We start from the raw sequence: 18,543 nt of genomic DNA, 5'->3' as shown, positions 1-18,543 counted from the left end.
AATGCGGTTGGTTCGTCTGGCCCCGGAAATCGGGCCTGCGGGCGGAATAGCCGCTGGCGTCTATTAACGTGAGGACGGCGGGGGCTGGCGGGAAAGATGCTCAGGAGAGCGCACGATCGCGCCGGTTATGAGCTTTGTCTTCATCAGGGTACGGATTCTGTCCGCGTCGCGCGGGTCGAGCAGCACCACGCGAGAGCCGCCCGAAAGCAGCGGTTCGATCGTGGATATCCGTATGGATTCGGTTTTGCACAGGGCCTGGACCGCGGGAACCGTCGCATTGACGCTTATGGCGCGGGTCATGCCTTGGGACCTTGGATACCAAAGGGTGCCAAACCGGCAGAAAGGGTCGCGTACAGGACGTCGACCCGAGGGAATTTCGATAGATAAGACAGGTCGCTCAAAGGAACGCTCCCAGCTGGCAAGCGGGAGCGCAAATAGTCTCTCTGTCACGGCGAAGGCTTGCAGGCTGATTTCGCGCAATAATGGCTTATAGCATGATGGCCGGAAAAGGTCGCCCTTATTCGCGACCTTCCCCGCCGATCAGTTCAGCGCACCGTGGCAATGCTTATATTTTTGCCCGGAACCGCACGGGCATGGCGCATTTCGGCTGATGTCGAGATTGGCGAATTCGCCCGCGTCATCGGACCCGACCGGCGGGCGCGGAATCGTCGTCGTTATGATTCCGGCCTGGCCCGCATCCCTGTCGGCACTGTCGTCATAGCCCAAAAAGGGATCGATATGAGTCGTGATGAAGTCGGGCAACACCGGCAGGTCGAATTCGGGCATGGACGCGTCCATGCGGAACTGCACGCGCGCGATCGAGCCGGTCACATCCTCGCGGATATTTTCCAGCATCCGTTCGAACAGGGCGAAAGCTTCCTGCTTATATTCGTTGATCGGCGTCTTCTGCGCATAGGCGCGCAGATGCACGACCTGACGCAGCGCATCGAGCGTCGAGAGATGCTCTTTCCAGTGATGGTCGAGACTTTGGAGCAGGATGCTCTTTTCGATGCCATGCCAGTCGCGCTCGTCGATATCCGCGATCTTTTCGGCGACGGCATCGTCGGCCAGCCCTGACAGGCGCTCTTCGAGCACTTCCGGGTCGACGGCATCCTCCGCCAGCCAGGCATCGATATCGGGTTCCAGACCAAGGATATCGGCCGCCCGCGCCTTGAGCGTCGCGACGTCCCACTGCTCGGGATAGGTGCCCGGCGGGCAGGACGCGCCGACGATATCGTTGACGGTCTCGTGCCGCATGTCGGTGACGACATCATCCACCGTGTCCGCGTCCATGATATCCGCGCGCTGTTCGTAGATCACCTTGCGCTGGTCGTTCATGACGTCATCATATTCGACGACCTGCTTGCGGATGTCGTAGTTGCGCGCCTCGACCTTCCGCTGCGCCGTTTCGATCGCCTTGCTCAACCATTTGGACGGCGGAAGCGCCTCGCCATCCTCCAGGTTCGAGCGGATCATCTTGGCGAACATCGTGTCCGGCCCGAAGATGCGCATCAGGTCGTCGTCGAGGCTCAGATAGAAGCGCGACAGCCCCGGATCGCCCTGACGCCCCGAACGGCCGCGCAGCTGATTGTCGATGCGCCGGCTTTCATGCCGCTCGGTCGCGAGCACGAACAAGCCGCCCGATGCCAGCACCTCCGCCTTTTCGACGGCGATCTCCGCGCGGATGCGCTCGATCGAGGCGTCGCGCTCCGCGCCTTCGGGCACATCGCGCAGTTCATCCTCGATCCGCATTTCGAGGTTGCCGCCAAGCTGGATGTCGGTGCCGCGCCCGGCCATGTTGGTGGCGATCGTCACCACGCCCTTGCGACCGGCCTGCGCGACGATATGCGCCTCGCTCTCGTGGAAGCGGGCGTTGAGGACCGCATGCGGCACATTTTCCTGGTTGAGAAATTCCGACAGCATCTCGGACTTTTCGATCGACACGGTGCCGACCAGCACGGGCTGGCCCTTTTCGGCATGTTCCCTGATCGTCCGGGCGATGCCACGGAATTTGTCCTCGATATTCTTGTAGAAACTATCCTGCTCGTCCACCCGCAGCACCGGCTTGTTGGTGGGGATGGTCACCACGTTCATCTTGTAGATTTCGAAGAATTCGGTCGCTTCGGTGGACGCGGTGCCGGTCATGCCCGAAATCTTGGGATACATGCGGAAATAATTCTGGAACGTCACCGAGGCGAGCGTCTGGTTCTCCGGCTCGATCTGGACGCCTTCCTTGGCTTCCACCGCCTGATGCAGGCCATCGGACCAGCGGCGGCCGTCCATCATCCGGCCGGTGAACTCGTCGATGATCACGACCTTGCCGTCCTTGACGATATAATCGATGTCGCGGCGGAACATCACGACCGCGCGCAGCGCCTGATTCACATGATGGACGACCTGGGTATTTTCGAAATCATAGAGGTTGCTACCCTGTAGCAGCCCCGCATCTTCCAGCAGCCGCTCGATCTTCTCGGTGCCGTCCTCGGTCAGCGTGACCGTGCGCTGCTTTTCATCCTTTTCATAATCCTCGTCCACCAGCTGTTTCACGATCGCATCGACCGAAACATAGAGTTCGGACTTGTCGTCGGTCGGCCCGGAGATGATCAGCGGTGTCCGCGCTTCGTCAATCAGGATCGAGTCCACCTCGTCAACGATCGCGAAATTGAACGGTCGCTGCACCATCGACGCGCGGTCATATTTCATATTGTCGCGCAGATAATCGAAGCCCAGCTCGTTATTCGTCGCATAGGTCACGTCGGCGGCGTAGGCGGCCCGGCGCTCGTCCTCCGAGATATTGGGCACGATGACGCCGGTGGTCAGGCCGAGGAAACGATAGACCTGCCCCATCCATTCGCAATCGCGCGTCGCCAGATAGTCGTTCACGGTGACGACATGGACGCCCTTGCCCTCGAGCGCGTTCAGATAGGTGGCGAGCGTCGCCACCAGCGTCTTGCCCTCGCCCGTCCGCATTTCCGCGATCTCGCCACGATGCAACACGATGCCGCCGATCATCTGCACATCATAATGGCGCTGGCCGAGCGTGCGTTTCGCCGCCTCGCGTACCGTGGCGAAGGCTTCGGGCAAAATATCGTCCAGCGTCTCGCCATTGGCGAGCCGTTCGCGGAATTTCACGGTCTGGGCTGCCAGATCGTCGTCCGATAGCGGCGCTATGGCGTCCTCGAATGAGGCGATGCGTTCGACGATCCGGCCGAGCGACTTGACGTAACGCTCGTTGGACGATCCGAAAATGGACTTGGCGAGTGCGCCGAACATGCAAATTCCTGACAAAATGGGGATGCGCCACCCGTTAGGAGAGCACGCACGAACATGCGCGGCGATTTAGGGGGCGCACCGGCTTTAGTCAATCTGAGCGAGGCCTCCATGGCCGATGCCTGCTGTCGAAACGGTATTGGCCGATTGGCGGCGTCTGACGACGGAACGATTGTCATGGGGGGCGCTTGGCTTAGCGCCGGCAATGGTATCAGGCCGAAGTCACGACGAAAGCGAACGAGATTGTATCCTTCACTGTCCCTGACCCCGGCGGGCGGCCGCACCCTTTCGCTGGGCGTCGGTCTCGCGCTGTGCGTGACGCTTTGGTTCGGACTGACCGCGCTTGCTACGCCGTTCGATCATGATGAAAGCCAATATATAGCCGGTGCCTATTTCAGCGGACGGCTGACGATGTTTCGCGACTTCCTGTATCTTCAGCCGCCGCTGCACGGCTGGGCGTTCGCGCCGCTGGCATGGGCGTTCCCCTGGCATATGGTCGTCGCGATGCGGATCGCCACCGCTGCTGTCGCCCTGTGCGCCCTCACGCTGATGGCGACGACGCAGCGTATCGCCGGGATCTCACGAGATAGCGCTGTAGTGGCGACGCTGTTGATCGCGGCGACCGCCGCGTTCCAGTTCACCGCGAGCGTCGTGCGGAACGACATGCTGCCGACGATGCTCGCCGCAGCGGGCATGGCGGCCGCCCTGCTGGCATTGCGCCAATGCCGACCGGTGTTCTGGATCGCATCGGGCGTCGCGTTTGGCCTCGCCATATCGGCAAAGCTCTCCTTCGCCCCATTGGGCATCGCGCTGGGACTGTTCACGCTGACGGCGGGCGGACGGCGCGGAATGCGGCCCGCCTGCCTTCTTGCGCTGGGCGGAAGTGCAGGTCTCTTGCCGACCCTCATCGCCCTGGCCCTCGCGCCCCAGGCGTTCATCTATGGCGTATTCAGCTTCGCAGCGACCGGCCCCTTCGCCTGGTATGCCGCCAACGGCATCGGCGCGGAATTGAGCATGACCGAAAAGCTCGGAGACCTGCTCAAATATCTCGCCACTGGCCCGGCGTTGATCGCCCTGTTGCTGCTGGCCGCAAATTGGTGGGCGACGCGCAACAATGTCCGCTCACCAGGACGAGCGCTGGCGATCTGGATGGTCGCTGGCGGCCTTGTGGGCGCAGCGATCCCGACGCCGACCCATGTCCAGTATCTTGCGCCCCTGCTTCCGCCACTGGCGCTGGCGCTGGGCTATTTCCTCGACGATGCGCGGCATTGGCGCTTCGCCATGCGGGAAACAACGCTGGGTTTGCTGGCGCTGGCCGCTATTCCAGGACTTTATGAATCGAGCCGCGACCTGATGGCGATGGCGCGGAACGGCTCACCGGTCTTTGAAGCCACGCAAAATGCACATTGGGCCGGTGAGATGGTCCATGATATTAAAGGTGGCCCGGTGGTCACATTGTCACCCCATCAGATCATCGATAGCGGACTTGCTCTCGACCCCCGGCTGGCCGCCGGACCGTTCGTCTATCGCACCGGATCATTCCTCACCATGGCGCAGGCGCGTGCGTTGAACGTGCTCACGCCTGTAACGCTGGGCGATCTCGACCGCGATCCGCCCGCCGCCATCCTCGTGGGCTATGAAGGGGGCACACGCAAAATGCCGTTGCGGCCCGACGACGGATTGATCGCCTACGCCCGCGCCCGAGGCTATCGCGTGGTGATGATGCCGGACGGCGTGGGGCGGCTTTATATCAAGCCGGCGCGCCCGATCACAGCTCTGACAAACGCGCGTTGACCGCAGAGGCATTTGCGCTATCCGCAAGACATGACTCAGCGCTCCCCCCTCGCCCCGGCCAGCTTTCCCACTCTCCCACCGATCGCGGGTGCCACAGCGCGCATCGCACGCGCCGCTTACAAGAACTGGGATCGCTGTGATCTGACCTATGTCGAACTCGCGCCAGGCACCGCCGTCGCGGGCGTGACGACGCAGAGCAAATGTCCTTCCCCCGAAGTCGAATGGTGCCGTGAGGCGCTGCCGCTCGGCGCCGCCCGCGCGCTGGTCGTCAATGCCGGCAACGCCAACGCCTTCACCGGCCAGCGCGGCCGCGCCGCAGTCGAGGCGATCGCCGCGCGCGTGGCCAATCATCTGTCCTGCCTGCCTTCGGACGTGTTCGTGTCATCGACGGGCGTCATCGGCGTGCCCTTGCCGATCGACAAGGCGGAGGCAGGGCTGGCCGCAGCCTTCGCCGCCGCGCCTGCCGATTGGGAGCAAGCGGCCATCACCATCGGCACGACCGACACCTATGCCAAGGGCGCGCATGTGTCGGCGATGCTGGGATCGACCCGCGTCGATCTGGTGGGCATCATCAAAGGGTCCGGCATGATCGCGCCCGACATGGCGACGATGCTCGGCTATATCTTCACCGACGCCGCTATCGAGCCGGCCCTGCTGCAACAGATGTTATCCGCCGCCAACAAGCGCACATTCTCCTGCATCACCGTCGATAGCGACACCTCGACCAGCGACACCGTGCTGGCCTTCGCCACCGGCAAGGCGGGCAACGCTCCCCTCGCCTCTTTCGACGATCCCGGCGCGGACGCCTTCCAGGCGGCGCTCATGGACCTGTGCCGGCAACTGGCGCATCTGGTGGTGCGCGACGGCGAAGGCGCATCCAAATTCATCGAGATCAATGTCGAAGGCGCCGACAGCGATGCAAGTGCGCACCGAATCGCCCTGTCGATCGCCAACTCCCCCCTGGTGAAGACAGCGATCGCCGGCGAGGATGCGAACTGGGGCCGCGTCGTCATGGCGGTCGGCAAAGCGGGCGAGCCGGCCGATCGCGATCGCCTTTCGATCCGCTTCGGCGCGACCCAGGTCGCGTCTGGCGGTCTCGCGGTCGAGGGCTATGACGAAGCCCCCGTTACCGCGCATCTCAAAGGGCAGGATATCGCGATCGGGGTCGACCTGGGCCTTGGCGAAGGCCGCGCGACCGTCTGGACCTGCGACCTGACGCATGGCTATATCTCCATCAACGCCGATTATCGCAGCTGATGGCGCTGGAGCTTCACGAACCTGTCGTGGCATTGATGCGTGACGTGGCGCGCGACATCGTCATGCCCCGCTATCAGAATCTCGCATCGCACGAGATCAGCGAAAAGGCTGCGGATGATTTCGTCACCATCGCCGACAAGGAAAGCGAGTTGCGCCTCGCCGAAGGGCTTGCTGCGATCCTGCCCGAAGCGGGCATCATCGGCGAGGAAGCGTGCGCCGCAGACCCGGCGATCCTCGATCGGGCGGGCGATGGCCTCAACTGGATCATCGATCCGATCGACGGCACCGGCAATTTCGCCGCCGGCAGGCCGCCGTTCGGCATCATGATCGCCCTCGCCGACGCAGGCACGACGCTGGCCGGATGGATATTGGACCCGCTCAGCGGACGCCTGTGCCACGCCCTGCTTGGCGGCGGCAGCCATATCGATGGCGAACGGATCTTCGCGCGGGAAAGCGGTGCCCCCCTGCCGGTCGCCGCGCTGGCCGTCTATTTCATGACGCCCGAAGAGCGCGCCGATATAGCCCGCCGGGCTGCCGGCAATTTTGCCCTGGTGGATATCCCGCGTTGTGCGGCCGAACAATATCCGCGGCTGGTGCTTGGCCAGAATGACGTGTCGGTTTTCTCCCGCACGCTGCCCTGGGACCATGCGGCGGGAACATTGTTCCTGAACGAAGCGGGTGGCCTCTGCCAGCGCCTCGACGGATCGCCCTATCGCGTCGGCGACATCCGGCGCGGTCTGCTCGGCGCATCCTCACCCCGCCTGTGGGACCTGGCGGCCACCACGCTGTTCGATCAAAGCTGAACGAACAACGCAGCGGCCGGCCTATGCCGGAACGGTGATGATCCCGCCGACATAGGCCGTCTTTTCCTTCAAAGGTTCAAAGCTCGCTCTCGATCCAGCCCTTGAGCGCGCTCTTGGGCGCGGCGCCGACCTTGGTCGCGCTGACCTCGCCATTTTTGAACAGGATCATCGTTGGAATACCGCGCACGCCATATTTGCCGGGGGCGTCAGGATTTTCGTCGATATTGATCTTGGCGATCGTGACCTTGCCGGCGAGCTCCTCGGAAATCTCCTCCAGCGCAGGGCCGATCATCTTGCAGGGCCCGCACCATTCGGCCCAGAAGTCGACCAGCACCGGGGTGTCCGAATCGATGACGTCAGCCTTGAAGCTGAGATCGGTAACTGCCTTGGTGCCCATATTACATTCTCCTTATGTTGGCGATGATCTAGGGTGCGGACGCGTCCGGCTCAATGTCCTGCGCGGACAAAATGTCCTGCGTGCGCGGAAAGCCGGGCTTGTGCGCAGCCAGCATGTCGGGCGGCAGCATGATGAGCCGCGGCGCGCTGGTATATAATAACCCCGCCTCGATCCGCCGCCCCGGAAAGATCACGCCGAGCGCGGCGACATAGGCCGCCATCTGGCGCACATGGGCAATAGGAACCTCGCCGGCCTTCAGGGGGGCGAAGCGGCCGGTCTTGAAATCCACCACCTGCACAAGATCGCTTCCCACGCACAGGCGGTCGACCGTCCCCGCGATCACTGCCTCGCCCACCACGGCGGCGATCGGCGCTTCCGCCAGCGCGGCCGGCCCGAACAGCCCGGCGAACGCCGGCTCGTCGATCACGCGCAGCGCCTGCCGGGCAATATCTCCCCGCTCTCCCGCATCGGCCACGCCCTGCTGTACCAGCCAGCGCGACGCGCTCTCTTCACGCCGGTCCGCCGGGACATCGGGCAATCGCTCGAACAGCGCATGCAGCAGACGGCCACGCTCCGCCGCGTGCCGCATCGCGAGGGTCGGCGGCGGGTAGGGCACATCATCCTCGACCGGCGCGGATGGCGCAAGCGGGCGTGGCGGGCGCGCTTCGACCGGGGCTGGCCGCCGCAGCCAGTCCGGCTCGACAACCACGCTTTGCGCTTCGTCAATCTCCTTGTCCGGCGCGCGTGCAGGCAGCACATCCTTGCCCAGCCAACGCCGCCGCGCACCCCATATCGGGTCGGCCTCCCACTGCGCGCCAAGGCCGTCCATCGCCGCCTCGACCGCCGCGAACCAGCTTTCCGGTTTCACCTCGCCCCGCGCGCGCGGCCCCAGCGCGCCCGCCACCACCAGCTTCTCTTCCGCACGGGTCAGCGCGACATAGAGCAGGCGCCAATGTTCCTCCCGCTCGATCGCCGCCGCCTGCTCGGCCAGTTTACCGAACGGGTCGCCCTTTTCCGCCTTGCGCGGCGCGATGATCGGCACGGCGTTCCATTCGAGCGTCGCCGCCCGGTTGCCGGCGTCGGGATCGAGGCACGCATCGGCCAGGATCACGATCGGCGCCTGAAGCCCCTTGGACCCATGGACGGTCAGCAGCCGCAGCGCATTGCCCTGCGCCGCCGCGTCCCGCACGATCTCCACCTCGCCCCGGTCAAACCAGTCGATAAAGCGCTGGAGCGAGGGATGATCGTCCATATCGAAGGCAAGCGCGGCGTTGAGCAGCTCCTCGATCGGATCGGCCGCCTCGGCCCCCAGGCGCTCGACCAGCCGCCGCCTGCCTTCCATCGGTCCGGACAGGATATGTTCCAGATAGCGATAGGGCGTCGTCAGGTCCGCCTGCCCCAGCAGCGCCCGCAACGGCGCAAGCAGGGCATCGTCGATCGTCTCGTTAAGGTGCCGCCAAAGGCCGCCCCGCCGGGTCATCGCCCGCGCCATCAGCTCGTCCTGAGTCCACCCGATCAACGGCGAAACCAGCAGCGCGGCGAGATTGAGGTCATCTTCGGGCTGCACCGCGAAACGCAGCGCCGCCAGCAGGTCGCGCACTGCCAGCGGCGCGTTCAACCGCAGCCGGTCGATCCCGGCGACCGCGACATTCTCCTCATAGAGCCGCGCCACGATCAGCCGCGCGAGTTCGCTGCGTCGACGCACGAGGATCATGATGTCGCCCGGCCGGACGGGTCGCCCCTTGCTTTCGAGCATCACCCCCGCATCGATCCAGCCCTTGATCTGGCGCGCGATGTTCGCGGCCAGCACCCGCTCCTGATCGGCCGCCCAATCCTCCTCGCCGTCGGCCTCTTCGCTGAGGCCGGCGACGACGGGCTTCCACAACAACACCTCGCCGGGGAAGCGGTTGGCGCTGATGTGACGAACCTCGCCGCTCGTCAGGCCGAGCCGTTCCGCCTCAAGGCCCGCGATGGTGCGATCGACCACGTCGAGCACCGCCGGGGTCGACCGGAAACTGCGGTCGAGCGACAGATCGTGGAAAGCATGCCCCGCCTCCTCCGCATGATGCTGGAACAATATCTGCGCCGCCGCGAACGCCTGCGGGCTGGTGCCCTGGAAGCCGAAGATCGCCTGCTTGAAATCGCCCACGGTGAAGATGGTGCGAACCCGGTCGCCCTTGGCCCCCTCGCCCGCAAAAAATTCCGCCGCGAGCGCGCCGACGATCTGCCATTGGGCGATATTGGTGTCCTGCGCCTCATCGACCAATATATGGTCGATCCGCTGGTCGAGCTTATAGCGAATCCAGTCGGCAATCCCGTCCTGACCCAGCAGCGCCGCCGTGCGGGCGATCAGATCGTCGAAATCGACCGCGCCCGCCAGCTGCTTCGCCTGCGCATAGGCCAGCGCATAGGTCCGCCCCGCATGCAAAGCCTTGCCAAGAAGCGCGGCATAATCGGCCCGCACGCGCAAGTCGATCAACTCGGCGCAGGCCGAATGCAAGCGCGCCGCCGCTTCGCCATAGCCCTCGACGGGCGGCACCCAGCCCTTGGCCGCGATCAGCTCGCCGTCCGCCTTCGCCCAGGCGCGATGCAACTCGGCGAGCCCCGCCCCGCGCCCGGCGGCATCCAGCCCGCGCCATGCGGCGATCCGGTCGCACCGCTCCAGCGCCCGCCCCGTATTCCACTCCGCATTGGCGCGGGCGATCCATTCGAGCGAGCGCATGTCGAACGCATCGTCGCCACAACGGGAAGAAATATGCGCCTCGATATCGCCGTCAGGCAGTTCCAGTTCGCGCCTCAGCCACGGCCCGATCTCCTGCGGCAGCGCGCCGAGCGCGTCGGCCCGCGCCGCGCACCGCATCAAAAATTGCTCGGCTCCGCCCTCGCCCAGCCGCAGGCTGAGCGCCTGAAGCCCCTCCATATAGGCGGCGTCGCCCTCTTCATGCGCGCGCACCACGCTGTCGGCGAGCGTCTGGCGCGCAAGCGTCGACTGTTCGCGCTGATCCAGCGGCCGGAAGCCGGGCGAAAGCCCCGCCTCCAGCGGAAAAGCGGTCAGCAATTGCTGGCAAAAGCCATGGATGGTCTGGATGCGCAGGCCACCACCCGTCGATTCGAGCACTTCGGCGAACAGACAGCGTGCCTGCGCCCGCGCCTCCGGGCCGGACTCCTCGCCAAGCGCCTCCAGATCGTTGAACAGCCCCTTCTCATCCATCTGCACCCAGGCGGCGAGCCGGTCATGGATGCGGTCGGCCATTTCCGCCGCCCCCGCCTTGGTGAAAGTCAGGCACAGGATATTTTCGGGCCGCACCCCCTGGAGCAGCAGGCGAAACACGCGCGCCGTCAGGACATGGGTCTTGCCCGTCCCGGCGGATGCCGACAGCCAGACATGGGCGTCCGGCATGGAAGCCGTCGCCTGTTCGCCCGCCAGCGCGCGCAACGGATCGGCGATCCTAGCCATCGTCCCGGCCATACCATTCCTCCAGCCGCATCAGCTGGTCGTAATCGCCATAATTAGCGACTTCCGGATTCACCTGCGCCGTGAATGGCGCGTCGCCGGTCAAAAAGGCGCCCGCGACCTCGATAAACTGCCCAAGCACATAATCGGTAAAATCGGCGGTGACGATCTTGTCCCGCTTGCCCAAAGAATCGACCGGGCTTTCGCGATAGCCGAACTGATCGCCCTTTTTGGCCAGCGACCAATATTCGAAACAGCCCGCGCGTTTTACCCCGTCGACGCCCGGAAACCCTCCCTCGTTCGACTCCGCGATCAGGCCGAGCAATCCCAGTTGCAGCGCAAACCCGGCCCTGACCTGTTTGGCGCTGGGCGGTTTGCCGGTCTTATAGTCGACGATCCCGACCGTGCCGTCCGGCATGCGATCGATCCGGTCGGCTTTCCCGGTCAGCGTGACGCCCGCTATCTTCGCCACGCCCTCGCTCTCGACGGCCAGGATTGTCCGGCCCGCGCGCTGGTCCGACACGACCTCCGCCGCGATCCAGCGGACCGCTTCCATCAATCGCGGCTGCCACAGCGCCCGCAACAACGGATGGACTTCCGGCCGGTCGAACATCGCCCGCGCCCGCGCTTCCAGAGAGGCCGGGTCGCGATCGCCCGCTTCCGCCCAATGCTGGAGAATATCGTGCACCGCCGTCCCGCGCCAAGCCGGCCCCGCATCGGCATCGACAGGATCGAGCCGCGCCAGCCGCAATATCCGCCGCGCGTAAAAAGCATAGGGGTCGGCCTTCAGCCGGTCGACATCCGTTACCGGGATCAGGCGCGGACGGACCGAGGCGGGCGGCCTCGGCGCCGGCCTGCTCGCGGGCCGATGGACTGCCGGCCGATCGAGCCCTTGCGCCAGCGCCCCATAATGCGATGCCTGCCGCCACTGCGCCCCCGCCATCGCCTTGAGCCGCAGCCAGAAACGCGAAGCCACCGCCGGCCCGCCGCTGCCCCGACGCGCGCGCGTGATGAGCACGCGCGGTGCCCCCAATGCGCTGGCGAAATCATGCGCGGCAAGGCCGATGCGCGTCTCAAGACCCGGCAGCCCAAGCTCGCGCCGAATGCGCGGCGCGAGCCAAGGATCGGGGGTCGGCAGGCCGGGCCATGTCCCTTCGTTCAGCCCGCCCAGGATCATCAGATCGGCCTGTACCAGCCGCGCTTCGATCAGTCCCAGTATCGCGATGCGCGGATGCCCGCCCTGCGGCGGCCGTACCGCCAACCCGCCCAGCATATGATCGAGCAGCGTCGGCAGCGCGCGAAGATCGGCCTGACGCGGCCCTTCGGCCGCTGCGATTTCTATCTCGGCGAAAAGATCGGCGGCGGCATGCCCCTGATAGCCGGCCCACACGGCATCGTCGGTCAGCGGCCCGGCATGCGCGCGGATCGCGGCGAACTGCCCGGCAAGGTCCGTCGCCGAAGCGAACGCGGTTTCCAGCGGTGCAAGCAGCCCCCGTGCCCACGGCCACCAGTCACGCACGCGCTGGCGCAACGCGCGTTGCCGGTCCTCACCCTCGCGCGCCTCCAGCATCATATCGATGCCCGCAAGCCCCGCCTGCGGCCGCGGCCCCCGCAGCAACAGGTCGAGCGCCCGCACCCCGTCCAGCCATTCCAGCCGCCGCTCCCCCCGCATCACCAGCGGATGCTTGAGAAGGGTCAGCAGCGCGACGGGCGCAAAGCGTTCCGCCACCGCTTCGGCGATGGCGATCAGCAACGTGCCGGGCGGCAAGCGGGACAGCGGCTGCCCGGCGCTGTCGTCGGCCTCGATTCCCCAACGCCGCAGATGGGCCGAAACGCGCGTCGCGAGTTGCCGGTCGGGCGTCACCAGCGCGGCGGTGCGCCCCGGCGATTCCATCGCCTCGCGGAGCGCGATGGCGATCGCCTGCGCCTCTTCGCCCGCCGTCGCGACCTCCAGCGCCTCGACGCCCGCCAGCGATCGGTCGGCAGTCTTCAATTCGCCCCAGCGCGTCGTCAGGCGCGGCGGCAGCATCGCATTGGAGATGTTGCGTCCCCGCACCGCTCGCGCGTCATGCTCGCTGCCCCAGCGCCACAGCGCCACATCATCACGCGTAGCGCTCATCCGGTCGAGCAGTTGCTTGAGTGCATATTGGGGATGGGTCTCATGGCCCGCCGGCGCGCGGCCGCTGACCGGATCGGTCTCGAACGGCCCGATCCCGTCCCACGCATCCTCGTCCATATGCTGGTCGAGTCCCGAAAACACCACCTGGCCGCCCGGCATATGCGCGATCGCGCGCAACAGCCCTGCCACAGCCGGAGCCGTCGTCGAAATGGCCGCCGCCACCACGAACCCGCGCGGCGGATGCTCCGCCCAGCGCCTGGCAACCCGATCGAACAGTCGGTTCCGCCGGTCGGTCAGGTCGATCATCCCGATGCGCTGCAACGTCGCCGGCCAGCGCGCGATCAATATATCGAACAGCGCCAGCGAAGACTGCCAATGTTGCGACAGGTCGCCGTCCAGCTCCAGCTTGCCCAGCGCCTCGGCGGGCACCCGCTCGACCTGCATCTGGTCCAGCACCGCGCCCAGCGCCTGCCCGAGCTTGATCGCCTGCCCGGCGTCGATCGGGACCGCGCTCGCCTCCTGCACCATGCGCGCGAGGATCATCTGGCGGCGCATCGGCGGGATGGCGGGCGGCACCGCCTCGTCGTCCGCCAGCGGATCGAGCGCGCCGCCGATCTGCTCGCCCAGTTCCGGTTCGCCGATCGCGACCAGCCGGGGCAGCAGCAATCCGCCCTCGGATCGCCGCACGAAGGCATCGCTTATCGCCCGGACCGCGCGGTTGCTCGGCAGCAGCAGCATGCCCTGCGCCAGCCGCATCGGATCGCCGCCATGACGGGCCAGAATGCCGGCCACCAGCGAATCCGCGAAAGCGCGATGCGCGGGAATATTGAACAGCGCGGGGCGCGCCTTTTCACCCATGGGCCAGCATGGATTCCACGACGGGAATGGCCTGCGGCGTGCCCACATCGAACCACAGGCCCTGATGCGACACCCCGTAAAGGCGACCCGCCTCGATCGCACGGCTCCAGAAGATGTTGGTGGAAAAACTGTCCGCCGGCGGATCGACCAGCAGGCGCGGCGAGACGATCTGCACCCCTGTAAACACGAAGGGCGCGACATGGGCGGGCTTGCGCCTGCTCAGCCGGCCATTGGCATCCATGTGAAAATCACCCGGCCCGCTGTGACAATTGGCGCGCGCCAGCGGCACCAGCAGCAACAGCGCGTCCATCCGCGCCGGGTCCCAGATGCGCTGCATCATGGCCAGCGTCTCGACCGGCCCGTCGATCCACAGATTGTCGCTGTTCGCGCAGACGAACGGCGCATCCCCCAGCAAAGGCGCGGCATGGACCAACCCACCTCCGGTCTCGAGCAGCTTGCCCCGCTCGTCGGAGATGGCGAAATCCATGCCCCCCTTGCGCGTGCGCAGATGCGCTTCGACCGTGTCCGCGAGATAATGGACATTGACCACGACCTTGCGGATGCCGCCCGCTTCCAGCCGGTCGAGCGCATGGTCCATCAACGGCTTGCCGGCGACCTTGACCAGCGGCTTGGGCCGGGTCGCCGTCAACGGCCGCATCCGCTTGCCGAGCCCCGCCGCCATCAGCATCGCCGTCTCGATCATGCCGGCGCAAAGCCTTCCAGCGCGTCATGCCGCTTGTCGGCGGGAATGTTCGCCGCGAACCAGTCCGCGACCGGCCCCAGCGCCGGATGCGCAAGATCGCGCTCCAGCAACCCCCACATACGCGGCAGGAACGACAGGTAGCGCGGCTTGCCGTCCCGCTTCCACAACCGCGTGAAGATGCCGATGATCTTGGCGTTCCGCTGCGCGCCGAGGATGGCGTAGGCCGCGTCGAAATCCGCCGGTGGCTTCGCGACCGCGCGATAATGCGCCAGCATCGCCGCCTCGATCTCCGGCGGCACGTCACGCCGCGCGTCCTGCAACAGCGACACCAGATCATAGGCCGGGTGCCCCGCCAGCGCGTCCTGAAAATCGAGCAACCCAAGTCCCCGCGCCTCAGGCCGGTCGATCAGCATGATATTTTCGGCATGATAGTCGCGCAACACGGTGACAGGCGAACGCGCCGATCGCTCCACAAGTGGCAGCACAGCGTCCCACGCCGCGACATAGGCGGCTTCATCCACCGTCAGGCCGACCGCCGGGCAATACCATTCCGTCAACAGGCCGGCCTCGCGCTGATAAACGGCCCGGTCATAGGCCGGGAGGTCGGCGGCCGGGCGGCTGTGCAGATCGGCCAGCAATTCGACGGCCCGGCTATAGACCGCCGCTTCGTCCTGCGGCTGCGCCTCCAGATATTCCTTCAGCCGCTCGTCGCCGAAATCCTCGATCAGCACCAGTCCTTCGTTCAGGTTGCTGGCCAATATCGCGGGCGCGGCGAAGCCTTCGCCCGCCAGGTGCCGCGCGATCGCGATAAACGGGCGGGGGTCCTCTTGCGGCGGCGGCGCATCCATCAGCACGGCACGGCGAGCGCCGTCGACCACGCGGAAATAGCGGCGCAATGATGCATCGCCCGCCAGCGGCAGAATCGCGGCATGGCCCCAGCCCGCCTGTTCGACAAAGGCGGCTGCGGCGGCGGGAGGGATCATATCTGCGACCATCTTTCCCTCCAACCGTCCGGCACGCGCGCTGTCAAGCGCCGACCGCCGTCCGGCTCCATCTCGATGGCCAGTTGCAGCGCATGGGCCCACAGCCGGTCCCCGAGCCGGTCGGGCCATTCCACGATCAGCAGGCTGTCGAGCAGATATTCGTCGAGTCCCAGCTCCTGCACCTCCGCCACGTCGTCGAGCCGGTATAGATCGACATGCGTGACCGGCAATCGCACCTCGGGAATGTCATAGGGCTGGACGATCGCGAAACTGGGACTTGGCGCTTCGCCAGCAAGGCCGAGCCCTTCGAGCACACCACGCGCCAGCGTCGTCTTGCCCGCCCCCAATCCGCCCTCCAGCGCGATCACGTCGCCGATCTGGACCTGCAAGGCGATCCGCGCGCCAAACGCCAGCATGGCGTCGGGGCCGGCAATAGGCACATCGTCCTCAGCCACGCGGCAGCTCGATCACCGCCATCGTGCCCTGACCGGGTTCAGACAGGAGTTGCAGGCTTCCGCCATGGGCTTCGGCCAGTTGCCGGGCAAGCGGCAGCCCGATCGATGTGCGCTCGCCCTTGCGGGCCTGCGCGGCGCGCGCCTTGGCATCGAAGATCGCCGCGCGCTTGGCCGCCGCGATCCCCGGTCCGTTATCCGACACGACCAGTCGCGCGCGATCGGGGCCGCCGTCGCCATGGATCAGCACCCTGCCCCCCTGACCGCAATAGCGCACCGCATTTTCCAGCAGATGATCGAGCGCCTGCCCGATCCGGCGCGCATCGCCCTCTACGGTTCCCAGCGACTCCAGAAGCTCGACCGCCAGGTCGATGCGCTTGGCGGCGGCGTCCGACGCGATCCGCGCCGCCCCGTCGCGCGCGATCGCGGCGAGGTCGACCGGCGCGCGATCGATCGGCAGGGTGCCGGCCTCGCCTTGCGTCAGGTCCAGCACATTGTCGATCAGCATCGACAGGCGATTGGTGCTCTGGAGGATGCCCCGTACATAATCCCCCGCCGCTTCGCTCAGCTCGCCGGCATAGCCCGCGCTCATCATCTCGGCGAAGCCCGCGATCGTGGTCAGCGGCGTGCGAAGCTCGTAACTCATATTAGTCACGAATGCGGACTTGACCTGATCGGCCTGCTCCAACGCCTCGTTGCGGTCGCGCAGCATCTGCTCGGCCCGGCGGCTGTCGGTCACGTCGAGCATCGTAAACAGCGCATTTCCGTCGGGCAGCGGGATCGCGGCAAATTCGAATATCCGTCCGTCGGCGAACCCCACCTGGCCCGTGCGCTGCTTGCGCTCGATGGTCGCGGCGCGCACCAGTTCGCGCACCAGGTTGGACTGTTGCGGCTTGGCGAGAACGGCCTGCACGGCCCGCATCAGCTCGTCGATGCGCGGGTGCGTCGCCAGCATCTCCTCCTTCGCGCCCCAGATGATTCGGAACCGGCTGTTCCACATCTGCAACTTGCCGTCCGACGCGAACACGCCGATCGCCTCGAACAGATTGTCGAACGTGGCGGTCCGAACCCGCAACAGGGTGTCGCGCGCGCTCGACAGCTGAACCTGCTCGGTGCGATCCTCGAAGATCAGCAGCAACCCGCCATCTGGCAGCGGCTGCGCATAGACGCGCAAATGCGTGCCATCGGCCAGCAGCCAATTTTCTTCACGCGCATCGGGCGACAGGAACCAGTCGCGCCGCTCGGTCCGCCAGGCCGGAAAGTCGCGATGCTCGGGCAGGCGACGCGCGTCGCGCATGCGATCGAGCACGCGCTCGAACAAGGGCGCATCGGCAAGATGTTCGGGGTCGAGCGCGAACAGGCTCGAAAAGGGCTGATTCCAGAATCGCAGCGCCCGATCGGGCCCAAAGCGCGCGACGCCCGCCGACAGCCGGTCGAGCAGGTCGCGCTGCGCCGTTTCGAGCCGTCCATATTCGAGTCGGGCCTGTTCCAGCTCATGCTGGTCGATCGCGAAGCCGGCCACCCCCGCTTCGCCGAGCGGCACGTCGACCACCCGCATCGTCCGCCGTTCGCCGCCGATGGTGGCCGGCACCAGCCGTTCGACCGGCAACTCGCCTTCAAGCGCCTGTGCAGCCGATGTCTCTGGCCCCTGTCCGCTGACGGTCTCCACCAGTTCGGTGCCATTGGCGATCACGTCCGCCGCGCTCGATGCGTCGACGGCGCGCACATAGGCGCTGTTGACGAGGCGCAACCGCAGATCGGCCGATCGATGCCACATCGGGAACGGCGCGGCCTCGACCAATCCCGCCAGCGCTTCCAGCGCCTCGCGATAGCGGCTCGCATCCGCCTTGAGCACTTCGATTTCGGACTGGCTTTCGGTCGCGTCGAATATCCAAAGCACCACGCCGCCGCTGACCGCGAGCCCCGGTCCGGCCGGCGCGCCGCGCACCAGCAACAGCCGCGACGATCCCACGCCCCGCACCGGCAGCGAAAAACTCTTGCCCGCCCTTTGCGCGGCCGCGATCTCCCGGCCCAGCGCAGCGGCGTCGGCCGGTTCAAGGCCGCTGTCATCGGCCGTCAGTTCGGACAGGAAAGAGGGCGCGCGGTCCTTGCCGAGCCAGCGAGCCAGCCTGTCCGCCGCCTCAAGCCGTCCGTCGTCGTGAACGATCACGGGCGCCGCAGGCGCTGAACCCAGCAGCAGCGACAGCCGGTCGAGCTTGCCCTGCGCCTGCATGCCCATCCGCCGCATCTTCTGTCCGCTCATGAGCGCCCAGATGCCCGCGCCGAGCCAGCCCGCGAGAATCATGCCCAGCACGACCGCTGCGATCGGGGACATCACGCCGTCATTCTCGCTATGCCGGCGGTTTCGCCCCTGGATCGACCTGTCATGCCAGGGGACTATCGCAACTATGGGCCAGCGTGAAGCGCCCGGATGCATTTATGCCGTGCATTTT

At 66.1% G+C, this 18,543-nt stretch carries 12 protein-coding genes; 3 read left to right on the top strand and 9 right to left on the bottom strand.

Annotated elements, in window-relative coordinates:
* Positions 1–63: 63 nt before the first annotated feature.
* On the bottom strand, positions 64–300 hold the full coding sequence (locus WG907_RS12025; protein ID WP_340233011.1) for a hypothetical protein: 237 nt from the start codon (positions 298–300) through the stop codon (positions 64–66).
* Positions 301–540: 240 nt separating this feature from the next.
* Positions 541–3,273: a preprotein translocase subunit SecA gene (secA, locus tag WG907_RS12020; RefSeq protein ID WP_340233010.1), complete on the bottom strand. Its 2,733-nt coding sequence runs from the start codon at positions 3,271–3,273 to the stop codon at positions 541–543.
* A 240-nt stretch (positions 3,274–3,513) separates the two neighbouring features.
* Between secA and WG907_RS12015 the strand changes: the two genes are divergently transcribed.
* The 3 genes from WG907_RS12015 to WG907_RS12005 are packed head-to-tail and all read left to right on the top strand — an operon-like array spanning position 3,514 to position 7,124.
* Entirely contained in the window at positions 3,514–5,064 is a 1,551-nt protein-coding gene (locus WG907_RS12015) for a glycosyltransferase family 39 protein (RefSeq protein ID WP_340233009.1), read from the top strand.
* Positions 5,065–5,094: 30 nt separating this feature from the next.
* On the top strand, positions 5,095–6,321 hold the full coding sequence (gene argJ / locus WG907_RS12010; RefSeq protein ID WP_340233007.1) for a bifunctional glutamate N-acetyltransferase/amino-acid acetyltransferase ArgJ: 1,227 nt from the start codon (positions 5,095–5,097) through the stop codon (positions 6,319–6,321).
* Entirely contained in the window at positions 6,321–7,124 is an 804-nt protein-coding gene (locus WG907_RS12005; protein WP_340233005.1) for an inositol monophosphatase family protein, read from the top strand. The genes argJ and WG907_RS12005 overlap by 1 nt, the downstream gene beginning before the upstream one ends.
* A gap of 76 nt (positions 7,125–7,200) precedes the next feature.
* Here WG907_RS12005 and trxA read toward each other — a convergent pair whose 3' ends face one another.
* Genes trxA through WG907_RS11970 form a run of 7 tightly spaced genes read right to left on the bottom strand, consistent with a single transcriptional unit; the run spans position 7,201 to position 18,425 of the window.
* A complete protein-coding gene (trxA, locus tag WG907_RS12000; RefSeq protein ID WP_340233003.1) occupies positions 7,201–7,521 on the bottom strand; it encodes a thioredoxin TrxA in 321 nt (106 codons plus the stop codon).
* A gap of 28 nt (positions 7,522–7,549) precedes the next feature.
* Positions 7,550–10,990, bottom strand: coding sequence for a double-strand break repair helicase AddA (gene addA, locus WG907_RS11995; protein ID WP_340233002.1), 3,441 nt, complete (start codon positions 10,988–10,990; stop codon positions 7,550–7,552).
* The gene (addB, locus tag WG907_RS11990; RefSeq protein WP_340233001.1) at positions 10,971–13,952 is read right to left on the bottom strand and encodes a double-strand break repair protein AddB; all 2,982 of its coding nucleotides are present in this window, start codon (positions 13,950–13,952) and stop codon (positions 10,971–10,973) included. The genes addA and addB overlap by 20 nt, the downstream gene beginning before the upstream one ends.
* Positions 13,945–14,655: a nucleotidyltransferase family protein gene (locus WG907_RS11985; RefSeq protein ID WP_340233000.1), complete on the bottom strand. Its 711-nt coding sequence runs from the start codon at positions 14,653–14,655 to the stop codon at positions 13,945–13,947. The genes addB and WG907_RS11985 overlap by 8 nt, the downstream gene beginning before the upstream one ends.
* On the bottom strand, positions 14,652–15,638 hold the full coding sequence (locus WG907_RS11980; RefSeq protein ID WP_340233076.1) for an aminoglycoside phosphotransferase family protein: 987 nt from the start codon (positions 15,636–15,638) through the stop codon (positions 14,652–14,654). Before WG907_RS11980 ends, WG907_RS11985 begins: the two co-directional genes overlap by 4 nt.
* On the bottom strand, positions 15,635–16,054 hold the full coding sequence (gene tsaE, locus WG907_RS11975) for a tRNA (adenosine(37)-N6)-threonylcarbamoyltransferase complex ATPase subunit type 1 TsaE (RefSeq protein ID WP_445326810.1): 420 nt from the start codon (positions 16,052–16,054) through the stop codon (positions 15,635–15,637). Before tsaE ends, WG907_RS11980 begins: the two co-directional genes overlap by 4 nt.
* 31 nt (positions 16,055–16,085) lie before the next feature.
* Positions 16,086–18,425, bottom strand: coding sequence for a PAS domain-containing sensor histidine kinase (locus WG907_RS11970; RefSeq protein WP_340232996.1), 2,340 nt, complete (start codon positions 18,423–18,425; stop codon positions 16,086–16,088).
* Between the last annotated feature and the right edge of the window lie 118 nt (positions 18,426–18,543).

Origin of the sequence: Sphingobium fluminis (assembly GCF_037723805.1) — a bacterium.
Classification (GTDB): domain Bacteria; phylum Pseudomonadota; class Alphaproteobacteria; order Sphingomonadales; family Sphingomonadaceae; genus Sphingobium.
Note: the sequence above shows the minus strand (reverse complement) of the source record. Positions and strands in the feature narration are given on the sequence as shown.